The sequence below is a fragment of the Pedobacter sp. Leaf132 genome (assembly GCF_920984695.1).
In the GTDB taxonomy this organism is placed as follows: Bacteria; Bacteroidota; Bacteroidia; order Sphingobacteriales; family Sphingobacteriaceae; genus Pedobacter.
Window position 1 is genome coordinate 132,384 of record NZ_CAKLBO010000001.1, and the last position, 22,439, is coordinate 154,822.

Annotated in this window: 16 protein-coding genes; 4 read left to right on the plus strand and 12 right to left on the minus strand. The window is 36.4% G+C overall.

The features are described 5' to 3' along the window. Positions 1-34: 34 nt before the first annotated feature. The 6 genes from LUA86_RS00535 to LUA86_RS00560 all read right to left on the minus strand — a co-directional run bounded on the left by LUA86_RS00535 (position 35) and on the right by LUA86_RS00560 (position 9,864). On the minus strand, positions 35-667 hold the full coding sequence (locus tag LUA86_RS00535) for a GIN domain-containing protein (protein ID WP_231458592.1): 633 nt from the start codon (positions 665-667) through the stop codon (positions 35-37). 592 nt (positions 668-1,259) lie between these two features. Continuing rightward, a complete protein-coding gene (locus LUA86_RS00540; protein WP_231458593.1) occupies positions 1,260-3,869 on the minus strand; it encodes a phosphoenolpyruvate carboxylase in 2,610 nt (869 codons plus the stop codon). A gap of 1,409 nt (positions 3,870-5,278) precedes the next feature. Then, positions 5,279-6,826 (minus strand): DHA2 family efflux MFS transporter permease subunit, encoded by a 1,548-nt coding sequence (locus tag LUA86_RS00545; protein WP_231458594.1) that lies wholly within the window; start codon positions 6,824-6,826, stop codon positions 5,279-5,281. Positions 6,827-6,833: 7 nt separating this feature from the next. After that, positions 6,834-7,913, minus strand: a complete 1,080-nt coding sequence (locus tag LUA86_RS00550) for an HlyD family secretion protein (RefSeq protein ID WP_231458595.1) — start codon at positions 7,911-7,913, stop codon at positions 6,834-6,836. Positions 7,914-7,921: 8 nt separating this feature from the next. Further along, positions 7,922-9,241 carry a TolC family protein gene (locus tag LUA86_RS00555; protein ID WP_231458596.1) on the minus strand — a complete coding sequence of 440 codons (1,320 nt, stop codon included), beginning with the start codon at positions 9,239-9,241 and terminating at the stop codon, positions 7,922-7,924. Beyond that, entirely contained in the window at positions 9,238-9,864 is a 627-nt protein-coding gene (locus LUA86_RS00560; protein WP_231458597.1) for a TetR/AcrR family transcriptional regulator, read from the minus strand. The genes LUA86_RS00555 and LUA86_RS00560 overlap by 4 nt, the downstream gene beginning before the upstream one ends. A gap of 54 nt (positions 9,865-9,918) precedes the next feature. Here LUA86_RS00560 and LUA86_RS00565 point away from each other — a divergent pair, with 54 nt between their 5' ends. The 4 genes from LUA86_RS00565 to LUA86_RS00580 all read left to right on the plus strand — a co-directional run bounded on the left by LUA86_RS00565 (position 9,919) and on the right by LUA86_RS00580 (position 13,391). Beyond that, on the plus strand, positions 9,919-11,793 hold the full coding sequence (locus LUA86_RS00565; protein WP_231458598.1) for a glycoside hydrolase family 9 protein: 1,875 nt from the start codon (positions 9,919-9,921) through the stop codon (positions 11,791-11,793). A 77-nt stretch (positions 11,794-11,870) separates the two neighbouring features. Next, the gene (locus LUA86_RS00570) at positions 11,871-12,518 is read left to right on the plus strand and encodes a polysaccharide deacetylase family protein (protein ID WP_231458599.1); all 648 of its coding nucleotides are present in this window, start codon (positions 11,871-11,873) and stop codon (positions 12,516-12,518) included. Positions 12,519-12,577: 59 nt separating this feature from the next. Beyond that, positions 12,578-12,763 carry a hypothetical protein gene (locus LUA86_RS00575; RefSeq protein ID WP_231458600.1) on the plus strand — a complete coding sequence of 62 codons (186 nt, stop codon included), beginning with the start codon at positions 12,578-12,580 and terminating at the stop codon, positions 12,761-12,763. Positions 12,764-12,821: 58 nt separating this feature from the next. Next, positions 12,822-13,391 (plus strand): DUF2911 domain-containing protein, encoded by a 570-nt coding sequence (locus LUA86_RS00580; protein ID WP_231458601.1) that lies wholly within the window; start codon positions 12,822-12,824, stop codon positions 13,389-13,391. A 233-nt stretch (positions 13,392-13,624) separates the two neighbouring features. Here LUA86_RS00580 and LUA86_RS00585 read toward each other — a convergent pair whose 3' ends face one another. The 6 genes from LUA86_RS00585 to LUA86_RS00610 form a co-directional block, all read right to left on the minus strand. Next, positions 13,625-14,485, minus strand: a complete 861-nt coding sequence (locus LUA86_RS00585) for an AraC family transcriptional regulator (protein WP_231458602.1) — start codon at positions 14,483-14,485, stop codon at positions 13,625-13,627. Between the two features lie 113 nt (positions 14,486-14,598). Beyond that, entirely contained in the window at positions 14,599-15,225 is a 627-nt protein-coding gene (locus LUA86_RS00590; protein ID WP_231458603.1) for a response regulator transcription factor, read from the minus strand. Positions 15,226-15,256: 31 nt separating this feature from the next. Beyond that, a complete protein-coding gene (locus LUA86_RS00595) occupies positions 15,257-16,441 on the minus strand; it encodes a triple tyrosine motif-containing protein (RefSeq protein WP_255713368.1) in 1,185 nt (394 codons plus the stop codon). Next, on the minus strand, positions 16,330-18,165 hold the full coding sequence (locus LUA86_RS00600) for a two-component regulator propeller domain-containing protein (protein ID WP_231458604.1): 1,836 nt from the start codon (positions 18,163-18,165) through the stop codon (positions 16,330-16,332). Before LUA86_RS00600 ends, LUA86_RS00595 begins: the two co-directional genes overlap by 112 nt. A gap of 55 nt (positions 18,166-18,220) precedes the next feature. Then, positions 18,221-20,590 carry a phosphocholine-specific phospholipase C gene (locus tag LUA86_RS00605; RefSeq protein ID WP_231458605.1) on the minus strand — a complete coding sequence of 790 codons (2,370 nt, stop codon included), beginning with the start codon at positions 20,588-20,590 and terminating at the stop codon, positions 18,221-18,223. A gap of 83 nt (positions 20,591-20,673) precedes the next feature. Beyond that, positions 20,674-22,179: a family 16 glycosylhydrolase gene (locus LUA86_RS00610; RefSeq protein ID WP_231458606.1), complete on the minus strand. Its 1,506-nt coding sequence runs from the start codon at positions 22,177-22,179 to the stop codon at positions 20,674-20,676. Positions 22,180-22,439 lie beyond the last annotated feature (260 nt).

The window sequence follows — 22,439 nt, forward strand, 5'->3', positions numbered from 1 at the left end:
TCTATCATTAACTAAAACTAAACTTATCTTCTATTTAGATTATTGTTTCCAATAACTCTAACTTTACATCATTAAAACGGTTCGCATTATAAATAACAATTAGAGCAGTACTCACATTGCTATCCGTTGCTGTAAAATCGTTCATGCCAACCTTTGCCGATGAACTTAAAACAGCATTGTAACTATCTGTATTTCCGCTTAAATTAAGCTTGCTGCTGCCATTCACATTTGTGTTTAAACTAATGGTGTTCGCTGTAATATCTGCAGTGGCTTTATCATTTAAAACCACAGTAAGGTTTAAAAGGTTAAAATTACCCGAAGTTTTAACGGATGCATTATTAGATGCTTCGATGTCTGTAATATTATTTACGTGTGCAATAACGGTTAAAGCCTCAGCATTAAACGAACTAATTCTTAACTCGCCATTTTGCTGTTGTACAAGTGCATTTTTAGTGTAATAATTATCATAAACCTCAACACTCTCTTTAGCGTCCTGTACTAAAATCAATTTCACATTTCCACTGATTTTAATTTTGCTGATATTTTTTACTGCAGTTAAATTGGTATAACTGTTTGTATTTTCTGTTGCATTTGCTGCTACACTTACAGAACCTAAAACCAAAGTTGTTAAAGCTGCTGCGAATAAATTTTTGATAGAATTTTTCATGACTGTATATTTTAAATTTCTTAAATCTTTTTGTTGTTGTTTTGTATATAAGACTGCACATGCGCAAAAACGTTGCACAAGAAATGGCTGTATTATACCAGCTTGGATATATTATAGACGAACGCCAGTAATTATTAGACGAAACCAAAGAAAAAAAATAATTAGAAAAGCAATTTTCTGTGATAACAGGATACAACAGCCCCGCCTGCCTACCGCAGGCAGGCTTTTTGCTACAACAAAAGCAGAAAAAGCTTTTGGTTTCCCCGGCAATCGGGTTTAATTACAAAGTATCCGGTTTTTGGGTTTGGCTTGTTGCCCGGCAAGCGCCAATAGCAGCAAAAAAATGGAGTGTGTAAACGGGATTTAGTGAAAATATTCCGATTTAGGTCCTGCTGGAATTTATTACTTCTGCTAACCTACAGGTTTCATCGGGAATTGGAACGAGTGCCCTACTGGCAATAAAGTTGTTGCTAATATTGCTTTACAAAAGATTAAACAACTGTCAATCAATTTTTTACAAAAAAAACGAAGCAATTTTAGGCTATTCTATATAACCTTTTATTGCTTCGTTAATAATAAGAATTGAATGATATTAAGCTAGATTTCTACCTGCATTAACAATTCCGAATACTGTTCTAACGGCTAATTTTTCTAAAGCGTTTTGGTCTACTTCGTTTTGGTCATGTTGTAATTTCTCTAAAGCAAAATGCTGAATTAAAACTAAAGGCAAAATAATTTTTTCACGTGTAGCAATAGATTTTTTATCAACCGGATAGTTTGCCATTAAAACCTCTTGTCCTGAAAGTTTTAAAAGCATTGCCTTCGTTAATTCAAATTCATCGTGTAATTGGGTCCAAAATGCACCAAACTCTTTATCGTTTGCCAAATGAGCCGTAATCACAAAGTCTGATTTACTCATACTCATCATACAATTATCTACAATGGTTTTTAAATAGTCAGATGCTTCATAAGCTTTAACCACTTTATCCCAGTTGCCGGCTTTTTCCTGATTTTTCATTGCAGTACCCATGCCATAAAAACCAGGTACATTTTGTTTTAGCATGCTCCATGCGGTTACAAAACTAATAGCCCTTAAATCTTCAAGCTTCATTTCTCCGCCTCCATTTCTTTTTACCGGTCGGCTGCTAATATTTGCCTGCGACAGTAATTTAAGAGGGGAAAGTTTTTCTAAGTAGCTTACAAACAAAGGGTGTTCTCTCAAATCGACAAAAGCTTTGTAACCATCTTCTGCCATTTCATCAAGTAAAGTCTTGTTTTCGGGGTCTAAAAGCACATTATGCTTTTCCTTTAAACCAGATGAAATACCCGCATTAATAAGTTGTTCTATATTAAATTCAGCACTTTCTACCGAACCATATTGCGAACTAATGGTTTGACCCTGAACGGTTAATTGTATGTTTTTATTAGCAATTTCTTTACCCATTGAAGCATAAAAACGGTGGGTTTTACCACCACCGCGAGCAGGAGGGCCGCCTCTGCCATCAAAAAACGCAAGCTGTATGTTGTGTTTCTTAGAAATCTCTGATAGTGAGGTTTTACCATTAAAGATTGACCAGTTTGCCATTAAGTATCCGCCATCTTTTGTACTGTCTGAATAGCCCAACATAATATCTTGCTTGTTGCCACGATTAGCCAAATGCGTTTTGTAGAAAGGATTGCTATAAAGTGTATCCATTATTGCTCCGGCGCCTTTCAAATCGTTAACAGTTTCAAAAAGCGGCACAAAATCTATTGTTAGTGATTCTTTACTCCATCCATTCCAAAGGAAAAGCTCAATAAGTTGTAAAATATCGCTGGCTTGTTGACAATTACTAATAATAAATCTATGGCATGCCTTTTCGCCATTACGTTTCTGGATGCCTTTAATTTCTTTAATGGTTTGAATGGTATCTTCAATCAAAGCATCAGCTTCAGTTACATAAACAGGTGTTGCTTCTTTAAATGAAATTAGTTTTAGTTTTTCAGCTTCTGATAGTTTATCGTAGTTTTCGGGATATAAGGAAGATATAGGTTTATTTTGACGGCAATAAGCATGTACACTTCTCAAAACACGGCTATCCTGGCGAATATCTAATGAAGCGAAATAGTTACCATAAAGATCGATTTTACGTATCAAATCATTGACTAAATCAACAAATAAACCATCATGTTCTTTTAGTAGGGTTTCTTTAATCTGATTCAGGTTTTCCCTTAGTTCATCAGAAATGTCATGAAGCTCACAGGTTTGGTCGAAAGCATTTTTATAAAGTACATCATGTAGTTTAGCAATGTTTTCTTCTACCCCTCTAAAGGTAATGCGGCGTTTAATTACCCTAAAATCACGATAGTAACAACGGAAGAGAATTTGGCGCAACATTTTAGAAACTTCTAAAGTTGTATCTGCGTGAATGTTTGGATTTCCGTCTCTATCGCCACCCGGCCAAAAGCCCAACTCTAAAATCTTTTTGGTTTCTAAATTATATTCATCAAGGTTTTGGTCTATTTCCTCTTGGATATTTGCCGCAGCGAAGTAGAAAGTGTTTTCTAAAAACCATGCTAAATTCAAAGCTTCATCAACCGGTGTTGGCGATTTTTTATTAAAAAATGGCGTTTTACCCAATTGCTGCAATAAGGAATTCATCGAAATGATGTCATTATCTCTGATGGCTTTGGTTAAATCGGTAATAATAGCCAATACACTGCCCGGATAAAATTGTGTTGGGTGGGCGGTTAATACTAAGCGAAGCGAAAGTTCATCAATTAGCTTTTCGATTTTAGCTAGCATTGGTTTATTATCAGCATTCTTTTTTAAGATAAATGCTAATGTACTTTGCTCATCTGTAGTGTTTAGCTTCGTAAAAGAGGCATCTTCAACAGCATCAAAAAGAACAACCTGGCGCTCTATGTATTGAATAAAGCGGAATAGTAAATCAATGATATCTTTTCGCTCTGTATAGCTGGTAAACTTGGCGAAAAATTCTTCAATAATTTGAGCAGGCTTCTGTCCGTTTGCAATGCCATCTTCACAGCTTTTAAAAAATAAAGGCAATAAGGTACCAGTATCTTTAATTTTATAGAATGGCAAGGTTAAAAACAGGCTATTGTAAAGTTCAAATTTTGAGATTACCTCATTATTGAAAATGGATTCACGCTGTGTTGTTAAACGAAGTTTAGGCATAACTTTAGCAATTGTTTTGTACATGGTAATACTACAAAAAATGCATAAGGTATTAAAATTCTAAGGCTTACAATTTGGATAATTGTATAATAAATTTTAATTTTAAAATCTTATTTGGCTACTTGGTAGTTTAATAAGAACATGTGCAATGTTTAAGGGCGTTGCATTGATTGTTAATTTTTTGGGTTAAAACAGCCGATGTAATAAAATACACCGGCTGTTTTTATTTAGGCTCACTGAGCCCCACCTAAATCCTCCCCGGAAGGGAGGACTTTAAGTCAGAAGTATATTTATGTTTAAAAGATTATGGGTTTGGTAGGGCTTTTTAACCCATTAGGTTTAACCCAGTATCTGATAAATCCCTCTTCGCCTGGAGAGATTTAGCCCCACCTAAATCCTCCCCGGAAGGGAGGACTTTAAAGCAGAAGTATATTTATATTTAATGGGTTATGGGTTTGGTCAGGCTTTATAACCCATTAGGTTAAACCCACTATCTGATAAATCCCTCTCAGTCTGGAGAGGGAGCGCTCATAATTCGCCTTACCAGAAACATTGATAGGGTGAGGCTTAAGCCGCATTTAGCCCCACCTAAATCCTCCCCGGAAGGGAGGACTTCAAAGCAGAAGTATATTTATGTTTAATGGGTTATGGGTTTGGTCAGACTTTATAACCCATTAGGTTAAACCCACTATCTGCTAAATCCCTCTCCACCTGGAGAGGGAGTGCTTGAAGTTAGCCTTACCATAAACATTGAAAGGGTGATGCTTAAACCCCATTAGCCCCACCTAAATCCTCCCCGGAAGGGAGGACTTCAAGGCAGAAGTATCTTTATGTTCAATGGGTTATGGTTTTGGTCAGGCTTTATAACCTATTAGGTTAAACCCACTATCTAATAAATTCCTCTTCACCGGGTGAGGGAGTGCTTAAAATTCGCCTTGCCACAAACTTTGATTGGGTGAGGCTTAAGCCCCATTTAGCCCCATCTAAATCCTCCCCGGAAGGGAGGACTTTAAGTCAGAAGTATATTTATGTTTAATGGGTTATGGTTTGGGTAGGCTTTTTTAACCTATTAGGTTAAACCCACTATCTGATAAATCCCTCTCCACCTGGAGAGGGAAAGCTTGAAGTTAGCCTTACCACAAACATTGATAGGGTGAGGCTTAAGCCACATTAGCCCCACCTAAATCCTCCCCGGAAGGGAGGACTTCAAGGCAGAAGTATATTTATGTTTAATAGGTTATGGTAGGCTGTTTTAACCAATTAAGATAAAACCAGTATCTGATAAATCCCTCTCCACCTGGAGAGGGAGTGCTTGAAATTCGCCTTGCCACAAACTTTGATAGGGAGGCTCTTTTTATTTGATAAATTCCTCTCCACCTAGAGAGGGAGTGCTTAAAATTCGCCTTACCACAAACATTGATAAGGTGAGGCCCCTAGTGCGCATCAGTTACAATGTTTGCATTTTTCTTAAATTTTTGCAAATACAAAAGCGGAATGGAGAACAACATAATTAATCCTGCAACCCAATAAGCATCATTATAAGTAAGCAACATGGTTTGTTTTATTACTGTTCCTTCAATGGCTTTCATGGCCATCAACTTGGCATCAAGAAATGATGCGCCTTTTGCCATGAAGCCATTTACCAGCGCATTTAATTTCTGTGTAAAAGCTGGGTTGTATTCATTAACATTGGTAAGCAGATTACTTCTGTGAAAACCCGAACGTATATGAATTAAGGTTGTTAATGCAGCAATACCGAAAGAACCACCTAATTGACGGCTCATGTTGTTTAGCCCCGAACCCTGACCAATCTCTGGCCCCGACAAATCTTGCATGGCAAGCGTTGTTAACGGAACAAATAATAAAGCCATACCAAAACCCCTGATTACGAGCGGCCAGAAAAAATCTCCTGTACCCGAAGCTAAAGTGGATTTGCTCAACATCCAACAGAAAACAAAGAATAAAAACATACCTCCGGTTGCCATAAACTGAGCCGGAACACCTTTCTTAAGCATAATTCCAATAAAGGGCATCATTGCTATTGTACAAATACCTCCGGCAATGAATAGCTTTCCGGTTTGTAATGGTGTAAAGCCTAACAAATTTTGCGCAAAAACCGGGAACACGAAAACCGAACCATATAAACCAAAACCTAATATGAAAGAGGTAAACATCCCGATGGAGAAGCTTCTTTTTTTCATAATACGAAGATTTACGATTGGATGGTCGGTTGCAGTTTCTCGCCAGATAAACAAAAGCAAACCGAAAACAGATACAACAGCAAGGGCTGTTATGTATGGTGTAGAAAACCAATCTTCGCTTTCGCCTTTTTCCAATACCGTTTGTAAGCTACCTACTGCAATCGCCAGTAAAGCTATTCCCCACCAGTCAACAGGTTTTCCCTGTCCGTCTTTTGGCGTTTCCCGAATAAATGTGTAGGTACAATAGGCTGCGAGTATCCCGACGGGAATATTCACGTAGAAAATCCAAGGCCAATCGGCAATTTCTAAAATGTAACCACCTATAGTTGGGCCAACCGTTGGGCCAACAACTGCACCTAAACCGAATAGGGCGGTGGCAATACCAACATCTTCGCGAGGCCAGGTTTCAATTAAAATGGCTTGCGCTGTAGAAATTAATCCACCACCAGCTACACCCTGTAAAATCCTGAATAGAATTAATTCATTTAGCGATGTAGCATTACCACATAAGAATGAAACCAGGGTAAAAACAATGATAGAAGTTAAAAAATAATTTTTTCGCCCGAAACGACTACCCAACCATCCAGACATCGGTAGGATGATTACGTTCGCAACGGCATATCCAGTAGATAACCAGGCGATATCCTCGAGGGTAGCGCCCAGGTTTCCCTGTATTTGAGGGATTGCTACGTTCACGATGGTTGTATCAATAAGCTCCAAAAGAGAAGCTGTGATCACCGTAAAAGTAATAATCCACTTTTTTAAACCTACTTCGGCCATTTTGTTATTAATTAGTAGAAACGGAAGCTTTCACGCTCATTCCAGGGCGTAACTTAGCTAACAATTCTTTTGATGGATGAATTTTGATTTTTACCGGAATACGTTGAACAACTTTAACGAAGTTACCTGTAGCATTATCCGGAGGTAATAAAGACCCTTTTGCACCAGTAATTGGCGAAAAGTTGTAAACTTCTCCTTGGATTTTTTCCTCTGGATAGGCATCAACTTCGATTTCTACTTTAGAACCGGTTTTAATTTTCTCTAACTGAGTTTCTTTAAAATTAGCAGTTACATAAATGCTGCCATCATTTACTACAGAAAATAAGGATTGACCAGCTTGCACCAATTGGCCTTTTTGCACATTCTTTTTAGAAACAATACCAGAAGCCGGAGCTTTAATATTTGTGTATGATAATTGAAGCTTAGCAAAATCGATATCACTTTGGCGTTGGCTAATTACATTACTGCTAACAGCCAATTGCGATTGAGTTGTTCCAACTTGTTTAACAGCGGCATTATACTGGTCTTGAGCGGCCTGATAAGCTGCAATAGCAGATTGTCTTGCTGCTTCTGCAGATTCTTTTGTTGCTTTTGCCTGGTCGAAAGCTTGTTGCGTAATTGAACCATCTTTTACCAGGTTTTCATAGCGGGCATAATCTTTCTGTGCTAAATTTACTTTCACATTTGCTGCTGCAACGTTTGATTTCGCCGCTTCTACATTTGCTCTGGCCGTACCGGTATTTGCTTGCGTAGCTGCAATTTGCGATTGTGCCACACCAACTCCGGCGCTTGCACCTTTTTGTCCCGATTCAGCTTGCTCTAATTTTACTTTGTAATCACTATCATCAAGTTTAACCAAAACCTGTCCTTCGTTTACATGGGTGTTTTCTTCAAAACTGATGTCTTGTACGTAGCCACCAACACGAGCAACAACAGGGCTGATGTCGCCATCAATCTGGGCATCATCTGTATCTACATGTTTACTAAAATAATTCCACTCTGTGATACCAAAAACGATACCTATTACAAGTAAAACACCTAAAATGATGGGTACTACTTTGCTCTTCTTTTTATTTTCAGTTGTCATTGCTGTATTTATTGCGTTATTTTTCCTGTTGATTTTAATAATGTATAGTAAGCCAAGCCTGCATCAGCCTTTGCTATTTCTAAATTAATTTTTGCTTGATATAATAAGGTTTCAGCATCTATTCTATCGGTTACAGATGCCACATTATTTTTATACTTGGATGCCAATAATTTATCATTTTCGGTAGCCTGAGCAATCGATGTTTCTAATACCTGGATTTTATTAATCGCTACCTGATAATTCTGAAAGTTTTTATTGATATCAGTTTTTACATTATCAGATAAAATATCTTTTTGCAAGCTGATTTCACTTTGTTGAATTTTTGCTTCGTTAACTTTATTTTTATTGGTCCAAAGGTTGCCAATATTCCAGCTTACCGTTGCACCTAAAGTTATTGGCATTAAATATTGGTTTACCGGCGGAATGAACCTACCACTTGGGTTAATGTAGTAAAGATTTGCACCCACACCAACCGTTGGCAAAGTATTCGCTTTAACGGTTTTTATGTTATAATCTGCAACTTTGTTCTGAACATCTAATTGTTTCAATTCCTGGCGATTTGCCATGGCCAAACCAATATATTCATTTAAAGAAGCTGCTGATTTTAAACCTATGCTTGGATCTGTAATTTTAACTTCTGTATCTTCTGGTAAGCCTAAAAGGATATCGAGGTTGTAATTAATCACTTTGCGATTGCTTTCTATATCCAATTGGGTTAGCGTTACGTTTGCCTGTTGCAATTGGAAGCGAAGCACATCATTTTTGGTAACAATGCCTTGTTCAAAGAAGCGCTGTGCTTGTTTAATCTGGGCAGCAATCGATTCTAAATTCTGGCCAACCACTTTTTTGCTTTGCTCTACTTTATATAAAGCATAATATGTGCTGATTACCGCATAAGTGATTTCTTCCTTGCTTTTGTCTGCATCTAGGCGAGCCACATCAGCTAGTAATTTCGTCGATTCTTTTGCGTATTTTAATTTCCCACCGCCATAAACCAATTCTTGCACGGCTGCGGTACCTACAAAAGCATCCGCTCTGCGTGGTAATTGTAAAGATGAGCCGCCACCCGGTAAGGTAAAAGTGCTGGTAGGTATTTCTGCGTGATTGTATATAAAGCTAGCATTAGCAGTTGGAAGTACATTGTCTTTTACAACGGCTAGCTGCGCCTCTGCTTGCTGTATTTTGTTTTGTGATAATTTTAGGTTTTTACTATTGGCTATGCCAAGTTCAATTGCCTGGTTTATGCTTAGTTCTTTTGTGCTTTGCGCAAACAAAGCCGCAGGAACTAATGATGCCACCAGCATTAATCTTATTGATTTGGGTATCATTTTTTTGCTGTTAAATAAACGGTTACAAGATTTTGTAAATGGGCGATGGCTCGCTCTTTAATCATTTTATTGTCTTTTGGGTTGCTTAAATCTATTACCTCGCCCTGTGAAATTTTATGAGGCGCTATTACCACATTGGTTAGCGTACCCATAATTGTCGAAATAACCATTCTTACATCCACGTTACTAAAGCTGCCATCTTCAATCCCATCAATGATGATTCTGTCTAAAATCAGCATGTTATGGCTCATGGCATTTTTAATTTTATCATACATCTCGGGTCTTTGCGTTAGCGAAAGTTCTCGATGCATCATCTTATGGAAGGCAATATTGGAGAATATTCTATTCGCATAACCCTCAATCACTTTGTGTAATTTTTGCAGAGATGAAATTTTATCTTCATTGATAATTCGCAATTGAGATGCAAATCCCGCTATTCGGTTATTCATAATTTCTACAAAAACCCCTTCTTTCGACCCGAAGTAATAATTAATCATCGCCATGTTGGCACCAGATTCCTTTGATATCTGCCTGGTAGAAGTTCCCTCATAACCGGTTTCGCAAAACAACTTTTCTGCTGCTTCTAAAATGGCTTGCCTTTTGTCTACTTTTTCTGTTTTCATTTCTTTATTAGATGGCACAAAATTAATCAAACGATTGATTAATTTCCAAATGAAATGATACATCTTTTACATTATCTTGATAAAAGCTTAATTTTAGACGGAAAAAAAATTAAAATGAAGAACAGGCTAGCCATCTTAAGTGCTATTTTTCTCTTATCAGCTTATTTATTAGCATTTAAAAACACTGCTAAAAGAAAACAGCAAAGCTGGATTAGAATAAATTTGTTGGGCTACACTACGGAGGCAATTAAGGTGGCCGTTTGGGCAAGTAAAGAAAATATCATACCATCATCTTTTGAAATTATTGAAAAATCAACCGGAAAAGTTGTTTACACATCTAAAAACATAAAGAGCTTTGGCGCTTATGGTCCGTTTAATAAAACTGCCAGATTAAATTTTTCGGATTTTAAAGCACAAGGAAGTTTTTTGATTCGTGTAAACAATATAACCTCGCCTGATTTGCTTATAAACAATGAGATTTACAAAGGCGCTGCCGATTTTTGTCTGCGCTATATGCGACAGCAAAGGAGCGGCTTCAATCCATATTTAAAAGATAGCTGCCATACCCATGATGGTTTTGTGTTGTATGGTGCTAAAGCTGGTATAAAAGACAGCACCCATTTTGATGCATCGGGTGGATGGCATGATGCCAGCGATTATCTGCAGTATTCTACTACTTCTGCAAACGCAACCTATCATTTGCTGATGGCCTATCGGGATTATCCCGAAGTTTTTGGCGATAAGCAGCAAGCCAATGGTTTAGATGGAAAAAATAGTATAGCCGATGTTTTGGATGAAGCTAAATGGGGATTAGATTGGTTGCTCAAAATGCATCCAAAAAAGAATATAATGTTTAATCAGCTAGCGGATGACCGCGACCACCTCACTATGCGCATCCCTAAAGAAGATAACCAATACGGTAAGGGACTTGAAAGGCCTTTATATTTTATCTCAGGCGAAACACAACAACGCGGAAAATTCTTAAATAATACAACCGGCACCAGTTCTACCGCCGCAAAGTTTAGCAGTGCCTTTAATTTAGGGGCATCATTATTTAATAAAATCGATGTTGAGTATGCAAATCAGCTAAAAGCAAAAGCAGGTACCGCGATGCAATTTGCGATGAAAAAGCCAGGCGTTACGCAAACGGTTTCTGTTAAATCTCCATATATCTATGCTGAAGATAATTGGGTTGATGATATGGAGCTGGCATCTGCCGCGATGAATTTCAATCTATCGAAAAACGTGAAAAGAAACTTAAAAACCGCTTTAAATTACGCTGAAAAAGAAATGGTTACACCATGGATGGAAAAAGATACTGCTGCTCACTATCAATATTACCCTTTTATCAATATCGGCCACTATGAACTTGCCCAACAACTAAATGGTGATGAAAAACAAAAAGTTGCAGATTATTATAAAAATGGAATAAACGAAGTTTGGAAACGGGCTGAGCAAAATGCTTTCTATCGTGGCGTTCCGTTTATTTGGTGCAGCAATAATATAACCGTCTCTTTTGCAATTCAATGCGGCTGGTATGCAAATTTAACTGGCGATAAAAGATTTAGCGAGTTAGAACAAGCTAACTTTGATTGGCTGTTTGGCTGCAACCCATGGGGTACGAGCATGGTTTATGGTTTACCTACTTCGGGCGATACACCCGCCGATCCACATTCTGCTTTTACACATTTAAAAAATTATCCAATTGATGGTGGTTTGGTTGACGGGCCGGTTTACACCAATATTTATAAAAGTTTAATAGGTATTACGTTAGCCAAAGAAGATGAATATGCACAATTTCAAAGCGATTTGGCTGTTTATCATGATGATTATGGCGATTACAGCACCAACGAACCAACAATGGATGGAACGGCATCTTTAATTTACTTACTTGCAGCAAAGGAGGCTGGAACTAAGCCAAAAAAGTAAAAGCCTCTGTTACAGGAGGCGAAAGTAATTATCTGGGTGCAATTATTCGTGGCGACACCACCAAGAAAAAGATTGCTTTGGTTTTTACTGGTGATGAATTTGCAGATGGCGGGAAATCCATTTCCCAGACTTTGAAAAACAGACATGTTAAAGCATCTTTCTTTTTAACCGGAAATTTTTATCGCAACAAGCAGTTTAATGGAATTATAAAGGAACTGAAAAATAACGGACATTACCTTGGTGCACATTCTGACAAGCATTTATTGTATTGCGATTGGCAAAAAAGAGATAGTTTATTGGTCGCAAAACATCAGTTTGATGAAGACCTGTTTAACAATTATAAGGAAATGCAACATTTTGGTATAAGTAAAATGGATGCCAAATATTTTCTGCCACCTTATGAGTGGTATAACCAAAGCATTGCCGATTGGACCGGTGAACACCAACTACAGTTAATTAACTTCAGTTCTGGCACTCGTTCAAATGCAGATTATACTTATCCCGAGTTGGGAAAGGCTTATCGCGGAAGCGAAGAAATATTTAAATCGATTAACACATATAATGAAACAAATCCAAATGGGTTAAATGGATTTATCTTACTCCTGCACATTGGTACAGACCCACGAAGAAAGGATAAGTTTTACTATAGGTTGGATGAGTTAATAACTTATTTACAACAATATGGCTACGATTTGGTTAGAATAGATAAATTATTAAACCATTAAACGAGTAACGCAAAGTATATTTTAAAATAAATATTAACTTTGCCTCAAATATTAAAAAAATGAGTGTACAAGAAAACAGCAGCAATAATTTTAACTGGCTTTATTACGCATTAGGTTTATTCTTCGGTATTTTAACAGGAGCTATAATAACTCAGAATTATATTTTTGCTCTTTTAGGTGGCGTACTTGGATTATTAAGCGCAGGCTTATTTCTAAACGCACTTGTTAAAGGCAGAAAATACTAAATCGATATTTAATTCGATTAACCTTCTGTTATCTATTAAATTTCAAAAAACTCAGCACATGAAGAATACTTTCATTGTTGCTTTAGCTTTATTTTGTTTTTCAGCAAAAGCTCAGGATGCATCAAATGCAGATGTAAAATTTCCTGCTGTAGATCCAAGTCCGGCAGATGTTGTTTACTATCCGCTTAATGCTGCTAAAGTTAAAGCTGATGATGCTACATTGCCCGTTGTTAAGGTTATTTATTCTCGTCCGCAGAAGAAAGGGCGTGAAATATTTGGCGTTTTAGAACAGTATGGAAAAGTTTGGCGTTTTGGCGCGAATGAGAGTACAGAAATTCGTTTCTTTAAAAAAGTTACTATTGGCGGCAAGAAAATTAAAGCGGGTACTTATAGTTTATTTGCAATACCCAATAAAGATAACTGGACAATTATCGTAAACAAACAAACCGACAAATGGGGCGCTTTTAGTTACGACGAAACAAAAGATGTGGTGCGGGTTAATGTATTGGCGAAAACTTTAAGTAAGCCTGTTGAATACTTTTCCGTAACCTTTAATGCAAAAGATAGTGGCGCAAATTTAATTGCCGCATGGGATAAAACACAAATTGAATTACCAATTGGCTTTTAAGCAAAATCTATAAAATTTTTAAAAGGCTTCAGAACATCTGAAGCCTTTTTTATTGTGAAATTTTTTAAAAAATGCCTGTAAAAATAAAAAGCAAACCCCAATCCTGGAAGCTTGCTTTTTTTCTATCATTATTAACCTATCAGGTAAAACTTCTACAAAGTTTATCTGAAAGTATCGGCAAAAATAGTGCTCTAAATATTTAAAAAATATGTAGAAAACACTTTTTTATATTTTTAATTCAATCTACTTTTCTTGTATTTTGAAGGTGTTATGTTAAAATGGTTTTTAAACAATCTGATAAACGAACTTGGACATTCAAAACCAATTAAACCAACAATTTCATTTAAAGAATAATGGGTATACTGCAATAAATCTTTAGCCCTTTGCAACCTAATCTGCAATAAATACTGGTGTGGCGTAATTTCGTAAGCTTCTTTAAATGTTTTTAAAAAATGATTTATAGACAGGCAGCAATGCTCTGCAATTTCTTCAACCGTTAAACTTTTATTAAAGTTGCTGTTCATAAAAGCTTTTGCCACAGTTAGCTTTTTTAAAACATCTTCTTTAGTTTTTTCCCTAACAAAATTTAGCTTGTTTATCCGCTGGTTTATTTCCTCATCGTAAATTTTATAATAATTTAAAAGCGTTTCTTCCATGTATGCATTTATCAATAACTCATCATTTAAGCCTTCATCAAGATAGTTTTTTAACAGATTAACCTGTTCTTTAATACCATCAGAAAATGGATAAATTGATTCGTAAAAAGTATGCGGATCAAAAGCCTTACCTATTTCATTTTGTTTATTTCTATTTAGGGATGCATAAAAATCGCTGATAAAACGCTCTGTAAACGATAATGAAAATGTTCTTACCGGTGTTGGAGATTCTATTTTACTGCTAAACTTTGTGCCAATATTAAGCACAGCAAAACTATCAGGATATATATTTAAATTTCGATTTTGCATGCCGCAATTTTCCCTTCCACCAAATACAAATTTTATGGTGTAAAACATGCCTTTGTCCTGGTAAGTAGCATCGCAAGAGGTTTCGCTTACGATTGTATTTCCATTACTTAATACCTTGGCATATCTCATCTATTCAATTAGAAAGGTGGTTGCAAAATCTGATTTAGGGTTTGTAAAAATAGCAGTAAACGAAATTCTATATACCACCCCAAAAGGGGGATTTATGAAGATGATTTTTGAAATTAGATAAATCGCTTTTCTTTGGCAGCCTTTATTGCTTCTGATTTTGAATTAACATCAAGTTTAATGTAGATGTTTTTTACGTGGCTCCTAACCGTTTCCTGATCTATAAAAAGTTCTTTGGCAACTTGTGGTTTGGTTTGTCCGTTTGCAATACGCTCTAAAACCTCAGTTTCTCTTTTAGTTAATGGCGAATTCAGGTTTTTTTGGAAAGAATGCATCACAATTCTGGCAACATTTGTACTCATTGCGCCACCACCGGTACTAACCTCTCTAATTGCATCTATAATTTTTGATGAACTTGAGTTTTTTGTAAGATAGCCACTTGCACCTAATGTAAGCGCTTCAAAAACCTGTTCTGGTGAATCAAAAACGGTTAATATAATAATGTTTGTTTTTGGTAGAGATTTCTTAATAAATGGAAGGGCTTCAATTCCAGTGGTACCGGGAATTTGTAAATCGAGCAAAATTAAATCAGGTTTATCATCTGATAAATGCTTTTTAGCGATATCGTATGAAGAATATGAATTTACAATTAGGAAATCCTGCTCATCTTGCAAAATAGATTCGTAACCCATTCTAAGAATTTCATCATCATCGATTAAAATAATTCTTAGCTTATTGCTCATTTTCGTGCTCATTAAAGGTTAGACGCTAATTTCAACAATTTGTGACACATACTTGCGTACAAATCGAAATTTCTGTTCCCTTACCTATTTCAGAATTAATTTTAAATGTTGAGTTTATGCGTTTACTTCTGGTTTTTATGTTATTTAAACCTCTGCCACTTTTAACTTTTTGTAAGTTAAATCCTATTCCATCATCGTAAGTTAAAATTTCAATATAGCCTGATGTGTTCTCAAAAATGGTTACTACAACATGCTGTGCATGAGCATGTTTTAAAATGTTATTAAACATCTCTTTAAAAATAAGGGTCAGGTTTCTATTAAATTCCATAGAAATACGAATCTTACTAAAAGCTGCAGTTACGCCATCTACTTTAAAACTTACGCCTGTATTCTGAAATAAATCAATACCAAAATTTTTGATGTGGTCTAAAACGGCAAGCAGATTATCGCTTTTAGGATCTAAGGCCCACAAAATATCTTTTGTACCAGTATATAAAAGTCCGGCATTTTCTCGTATTAAACGGATAAGTTCTTTTTGTTCGGCTGCGTCTTCAGCCACTTTTTTATCTAAAATTTCTGATAAAACATTAATTCTGGTTAATTTATTTCCAATATCATCATGAAAATCTTCGGCTGTTTGCTTTCTTATTTTTAGTTGTTCCTCGATTTTTATTTCCTCTAATTCTATTTTCTTCCTTTCTCTGGCTTTAAAAATCATGAAAAATATCAACCAGATTAAAAAAATAAGCAGAATAAAAGCAAAAACTTTAAAAAGAATTGTATCATAAAATGGAGGAACGATTGTAAAACTGAAAGTTTCTATGTTCGAGGCTTTACCATCTGCAATCGCATAAACTTGAAACGTGTATGTTCCTGGTTTTATAGATGAATACTCGATTTCGTTGCTGTTTATCGGCGCACTAAAGTCTTCATCCACACCAATCATTTTATAGCGATACTTTATGTTATCGGGATTGGATAAATAAATGGCTTTGAAATTAATAGAAATGTGGTTCTGGTTATAATTTAGTTCATTTAAGGTTTCAGCCGAGTGTTTTGGGATTACTGAAACATCTTTTTTCTTATCGCTTTTATGATAAATTTTTATGAAATCGATGTAAGCAAATGGTCCGACTTTCTTTTCAGAATTACGAAGTGTTTTACACCGAACAAGACCATTACGGTACCAATAACCATACTGTTTTTGTAGTTTAATATTACCGATTGGTTGCATTCGATAATTAGCGGACTATTCTCTAAGATCTCATAATTATTATTTTTTTTATTAAGATTAAGCGTGTTGATGCCACGCCCCGTACCTATCCATAAATAATTATTACTATCGGCGGCCATACTGTAAATGTCATTGGAATTTAATCCGCTGTTAACAGTATACTTTTTGATTTTTTTGGTTTTTAGGTTCCAGGCCAACATCCCATCGCCAAGGGTTCCAAATAAAATATTGCCTTTATGTTTGGTGATGCTTAAAATGTAAATACCATTTAACTCCTTTATCCTGAAGGATTTATCTAACTTTTTGTTTTTAATAAGCTGTATTCCTGCAGACGTTCCTAACAAAATGCTATCTGAATTTAACTGATAAATACAGGAACTATTTCCTTCAAAGCCGCTAATTTTTTGGGTTTTACCATCTTTGATATAAAGGGTTTCCATTAAATTATTAAACCAGTAGCCACCCTCCTTATCCTGCAACATTGAGTTGAAATCAGAATTAGCCGCATTTACTTCCTTCGTAAACTTATTTCCATTATACTTCCATATTCCTTTATCCGCTACGGAAATCCAAACGTTTTTAGCTTTATCAGTATAAGTAAAAAGTATATTTTTATCTCTAAATTCTGGATTAGCAACACGCTCTATTGTTGTCCCATTATATTTCAGCAAGCCTTTATTTGTACTGCCAATCCACAAATTATCACTTTTATCAGCTGCAACGCCACTAATTGGAAAATTTAAGCTTTGGCCTTTAAAGGCTAAATATCTGATATAGGCATCTCCTTCATACTTGTACAATCCATCACTAAAACAAGAGACCCAGATGTTACCTTCCTTATCTTTAAAAATATCGTACACCCGGTTATCACTTAATCCATTAGTATCGTTAAAGTGAATGTCGGGTCTATTTTTATTTAACAGGTATACGCCTTTATCTGTGCCAACCCAGAGGCCGCCTTTTGTGTCTTGTGCTATGGTGTAATAATTGGATTGATTTTCGTTGTAGAATACCCGATTTATTGCTCCCTTTTCTAAAGAATAAACACCCAATTTATTCGATAGTACAAATAATTTATTCGGGTTTTTATCATCAAACAAAATTTTTGAAACATAAGTAGATGCAATTTCTGCCGGGAAGGCTTTAAACAATTTCCAGGTTTTAGTATCTCTTTTGAAGATGCCTTTTTCCCAGATAAACGCGTATAAATCGCCGCTGACGTTAACCGATAGGCAGGTAATTTTCTCATCCTTAATTTCTGAGAAAACAGGTTTGCCTGCGTCGATATGGAAAAGTTTGCGGTTGCTTAAGCCCCAGATTTTGCCTTGCTTATCTTTTTTAAGCTGTGATATAAAGCTGTTTGGTAAAACAGTTTCTATTTTTCCTTTTGAAATAATATTCAAACCAAGCTCGGTGCCAATGTAAACCTGCTCGTTGTCATCTTCAACAATGCTGGTTATGGAGTTAGAAATTAAACCATCAGCTTTGCTGTATGAAGTAAAAAATTTCCCGTCAAAGTTGCTTACGCCTCCAAAAGTACCAAGCCAAAGCGTTCTGTTTTTAGCTTGATAAATTACACTAACCTGCGATTGAGGTAAGCCTTCTTTTAAACCATATCGTGTAAAATTATAGCTCTGCGCTAAAAGCTTACTGCTGATAAACAGAAAGATAACTATAAATTTGACTATAAGGCTTTTACTTTGCATCGCATTGCAAAATAAGAGAATTTATCTTAATATTTATTGCAGCCCAAAAGGGCTTTTACGCGTTGCCCATATAAGGATCTGTTTGTGTAATCATCCCGTTTTCTATCTTGCCGGCATACTGTTGTTTAAAGATTTTATTTCCAACCTGAACAATACTGAAATCGTACCAGTTACCACTTTTAGCTAGATTTAAGGTAATGCTTGCTGTTGATTTTAGCTTTAAGCTTAAGGTTTTTGGCTGGCTTTTATATTTGTTATCAATAATTTGAATATCTGCAGGTGTTGTGCCTTTGTTTTCAAACGATAGAACTAAATTTCCACTTGTTTTTTTAGCTATAGTTCCGGTTATTTCAGGTTTGGCAAGCACATTTATGTTTGGATTTTTGGCATTTCCTTTAAAATTTCTGTAGAAACCATTGGGTCCGCTTATTGCCAAATCATAGATGCCATTATCGAAATCATCCAGGCTGATTGTATCTTTCAAAACATCGCCACTTTTGACTGCATAAGCCCAGTATTTGCCAATTACGCCTTTATATTTTAAAATGGTATTCATATTAAAAGGTGCGCCAACATTTTCTGTTTCACTACCAAAAAGGCCTTTTGCCGCTTTAAAGGTAAGCTCTATTTCATTGTTCGAAAGCGCAGCATCAACCGTTAAATGATAAGGTAATGCGCAGGCAGGCTTAGTTCCATTTTCTTGCTTTGGAGCATATTTTGAAGTTTCAGAAGAAAAGTTTTCAAAACGGTTCATTTTCTCAACTTCAACTTTATTTAGCGCTGTCGGACCCGCTTGAGCAGGTTTGTTTCTGGCATTAATAATATTTGCAACCACGGTTTCTCGCTTTAAAGGCTGCGGTGAATTTATTTTTTCGCCGTTATATGGTCTGAAAACTGAAGTTAAATCGCCACAAAAATGCCTTCTCCAATCGCTAATATTATCACTTTTTATTGCCTTGCCGGTTTTTTTTGAAAGCCATTTTTCCATAAACATTAAAGAAGATGTATGGTCAAAAACCTGCGAGTTTACAAAGCCGCCTTTACTCCATGGTGATGCGATAACCATTGGCACTCTGTAACCTAAACCTATCGGACTGCCTTTTCTATTTTCATAATCGGTTGCAAAATTTATGCCTTCAGATACTTTTCCGCTCGATGAATCATCTGGATTTGGAACCACAAAAGGAGGTTGATGATCGAAATAACCATCATTTTCATCGTAAGTAAGTACAAAAATGGTTTTCTTCCATAGCTCCGGGTTTTTAGTTAAAATATCTAAAGCTTCGCTTACATACCACGTTCCATAAAGCGGTGAGCTGGTATGGTCTGAAAATTTTTGTGGGGCAACCAACCACGAAACTGCAGGCAGTTTTCCGCTGTCTACATCTTTTCTAAACTGATGAAAGATATCTCCTTTCGGAATGTTTACGGTTTCTTTATTTCCCTGGTCGTTAGTAAAAGTGAAAGGCTCAACATCTATATAATCTTTCTGTGAAATATTAGTTGTAAAAGCCTTGTCAATCAGATTTTTTTCTCTTTGAGATAATTTATCGTATTTCGCCTGAACTTCTGCAGCAGTTAATGGTGGTTTTACTGTATTATCTCCATTTTTTCTGAAATAGGCAGAAAGCTTTACATTATGCCTGCTGATGTATTCGATAGGATTATCGCCATAATTTCCACACCAGTCATCAATTTCTCCTTCAGGAAGTTTGGATGTCCAGAGCTCATTTTGGTAAATGCGCCAATCTATACCATTATCTTCTAATTTCTCTTGAAAAGTAGGCCAATCTACAAAAACATTATTTTGCGATTCTGCCTGGTCGTTATTTACTACGGCAACTTTATTCAGGCTTTTTTCGCCACGCACTGTTCCGGTAAAAAAGAACAACCTGTTGGGCGTTGTACCTGTTAGCGAAGAACAAAAATGTTGGTCGCAAACGGTAAAAGCATCCGCTAAAGCATAGTAAAAAGGCACATCATTCCTGTCGTAGTAAAATAATGTCATTGCCGATTTAACCGGGAACCATTTGTCATATCGTCCGCCGTTTCTTGCTGCAACCTGATCGTTCCAGGAGTGCGGCAAACCGCCTTGCCAGGTAATTTTGGTTTTATTTATGTCTACATGAAAGGGTGCGTAAGTATAACCTTGCCCATCTTTTTGCAACCAGACCTTGTTGCCATCTGGCTGAATATGCGGATGAGGATCATTAAAACCACGCACACCTTTTAACTTACCAAACATGTGGTCGAAAGAGCGGTTCTCCTGCATTAAAAACACAATGTGTTCAGCATCGTAAAATGTGGTTCCAGGCTCGGCGTTGATGGACATTGCCTTCAATACAGAACTTGGAAAAGCATTTGCAAAACCAGTCGTACCTGCTAGTAAGCCGGCTTTTTTAAGAAATTCTCTGCGTGAATCCATGGATTTTACAATGCTAAAAAATGGAGGATGGAAAATGTAAAATGAAGGATGGACTGGTGCCATCATCCATTTTACATTTTCAATTACTTTTGATAAACCCTAACGTAATCAACTTTCATTGTCGCCGGAAAGATGGTATCGTCAACACCTTTTTTTCCACCCCAACCGCCACCAACGGCTAAGTTTAAAATTAGATGAAAGTTTTGGTCAAATGGCCAATCATTAGCGCCTTTGCCTGTGTTTTTGAAGGTTAAATATTTTTGGTCGTCGATGTAAAAATCAATCCTATCTTTAAACCACTCTACAGCATAAACATGATATTCTGTATAAGGATTGGCCACTTTTAAAGCCTTACCAACCTGCGTGTTTTTTATGTGGTTAAAATGTTCGGTGTGAACCGTTCCGTGTACACTATCGGGTTCGTAACCAACATGCTCCATGATGTCGATTTCGCCACTTTTAGGCCAGCCGCCATATTTTCCATCGGTAGGTAAGCCCCAAAATGCCGGCCACAAACCTCTGCCTTTTGGTAAAATCATACGGGCTTCAGCTCTGCCATACTTAAAATCGAATTTGTTTTTAGTTACCAAACGGGCTGAAGTATATTGGTTACCTTCTTTTTGGGTTTTTAGCGCAATGATGTTCAAATTGCCCTTTCTAACGATGGCATTCGCACTGTCTGCGTCAGTGTAGTATTCTAATTCACTGTTTCCCCAGCCTTTACCGCCAACATCATAACTCCAGTTTTTAACCAAAGGAAGTCCGGCGTCATTAAATTCATCGCTCCATTTTAATTTCCAACCATTTGCAACAGGTGATTTCTTTAATTCTTCAAAAAGCAACTCTGGTTCGTTCGTGGTAATGTATTCTACGTTATGCGCCAATAACCATTGCATTTCCGGAGCAGCATTAACCGTCCAGGCGTTAATGGTTAAACCAAGTTTTTGAGCATTTTCAATCCAGTTATCCTTTTGGTAAAGGCTGTAATGATAATCTACGCCGGTTAATTTATCAGCCTTCAATTGCTCAGCAGTTACATCGCCTTTTAAATAAGCAACTTTAGCATTTGGTAGTAATTGTACAACACGTTTGCAATAGTCGTAATCAAAGCTGATATACTCTGTCCATGCCAAGGCTTTAAGTTTTTTAACCATTTCAACGCATTTATTGGTTACTTCGAGCCCGCGTTCTTTACTAATTAATGATGGTTTTATTTCTAGAATGAGCTTTGTTGTTTTTTGCTTTAAGCCCGCAAGTAAATAGCTTTCTAAAGTTGGAATTTTTTCGCCATTGCTTAAGGTTTTGGTTAGTAATTCCTGGTATTTTACGGCTTCAATTTTAAGCCCTTGAAATTCAGGATCGTGATTTACAACCAATACGCCATCGGCAGTCATCCATACATCAAACTCCGAACCATAACAACCTAAACGAACGGCTTCATTTAGGGAAGCAATAGAATTTTCGGGAAATTTATTTTTTTTCCAGGCGCCTCGGTGTGCAATAACCTGGTTTTTGTTCCAGTTAAATTTTTGTGCAAATGATGCCGTAAAAATAAATACCATAAAGGCTGAAATAAATATTCGTTTCATATCTGGTTGTGACGATTTTTTTGACCCAAAAGTATGGGTTTGTAGTTAAAGTTAGTTAAGTTTTATGTAACCATAGTATTAATCAATTAATTTTTGACGTTAATGTTTAATAACAGGTTTTTGTTAAATAAACCCGATTGAAGTGAAAATCAAAAGCTTTTTCTGCTTTTATTGGAACAGAAAGCCTGCCTGCGGTAGGCAGGCGGGGCAGGAGCTGCTATGAAAAACCGAAGCCTTCGTTTTCAAATTAATTTAAACAG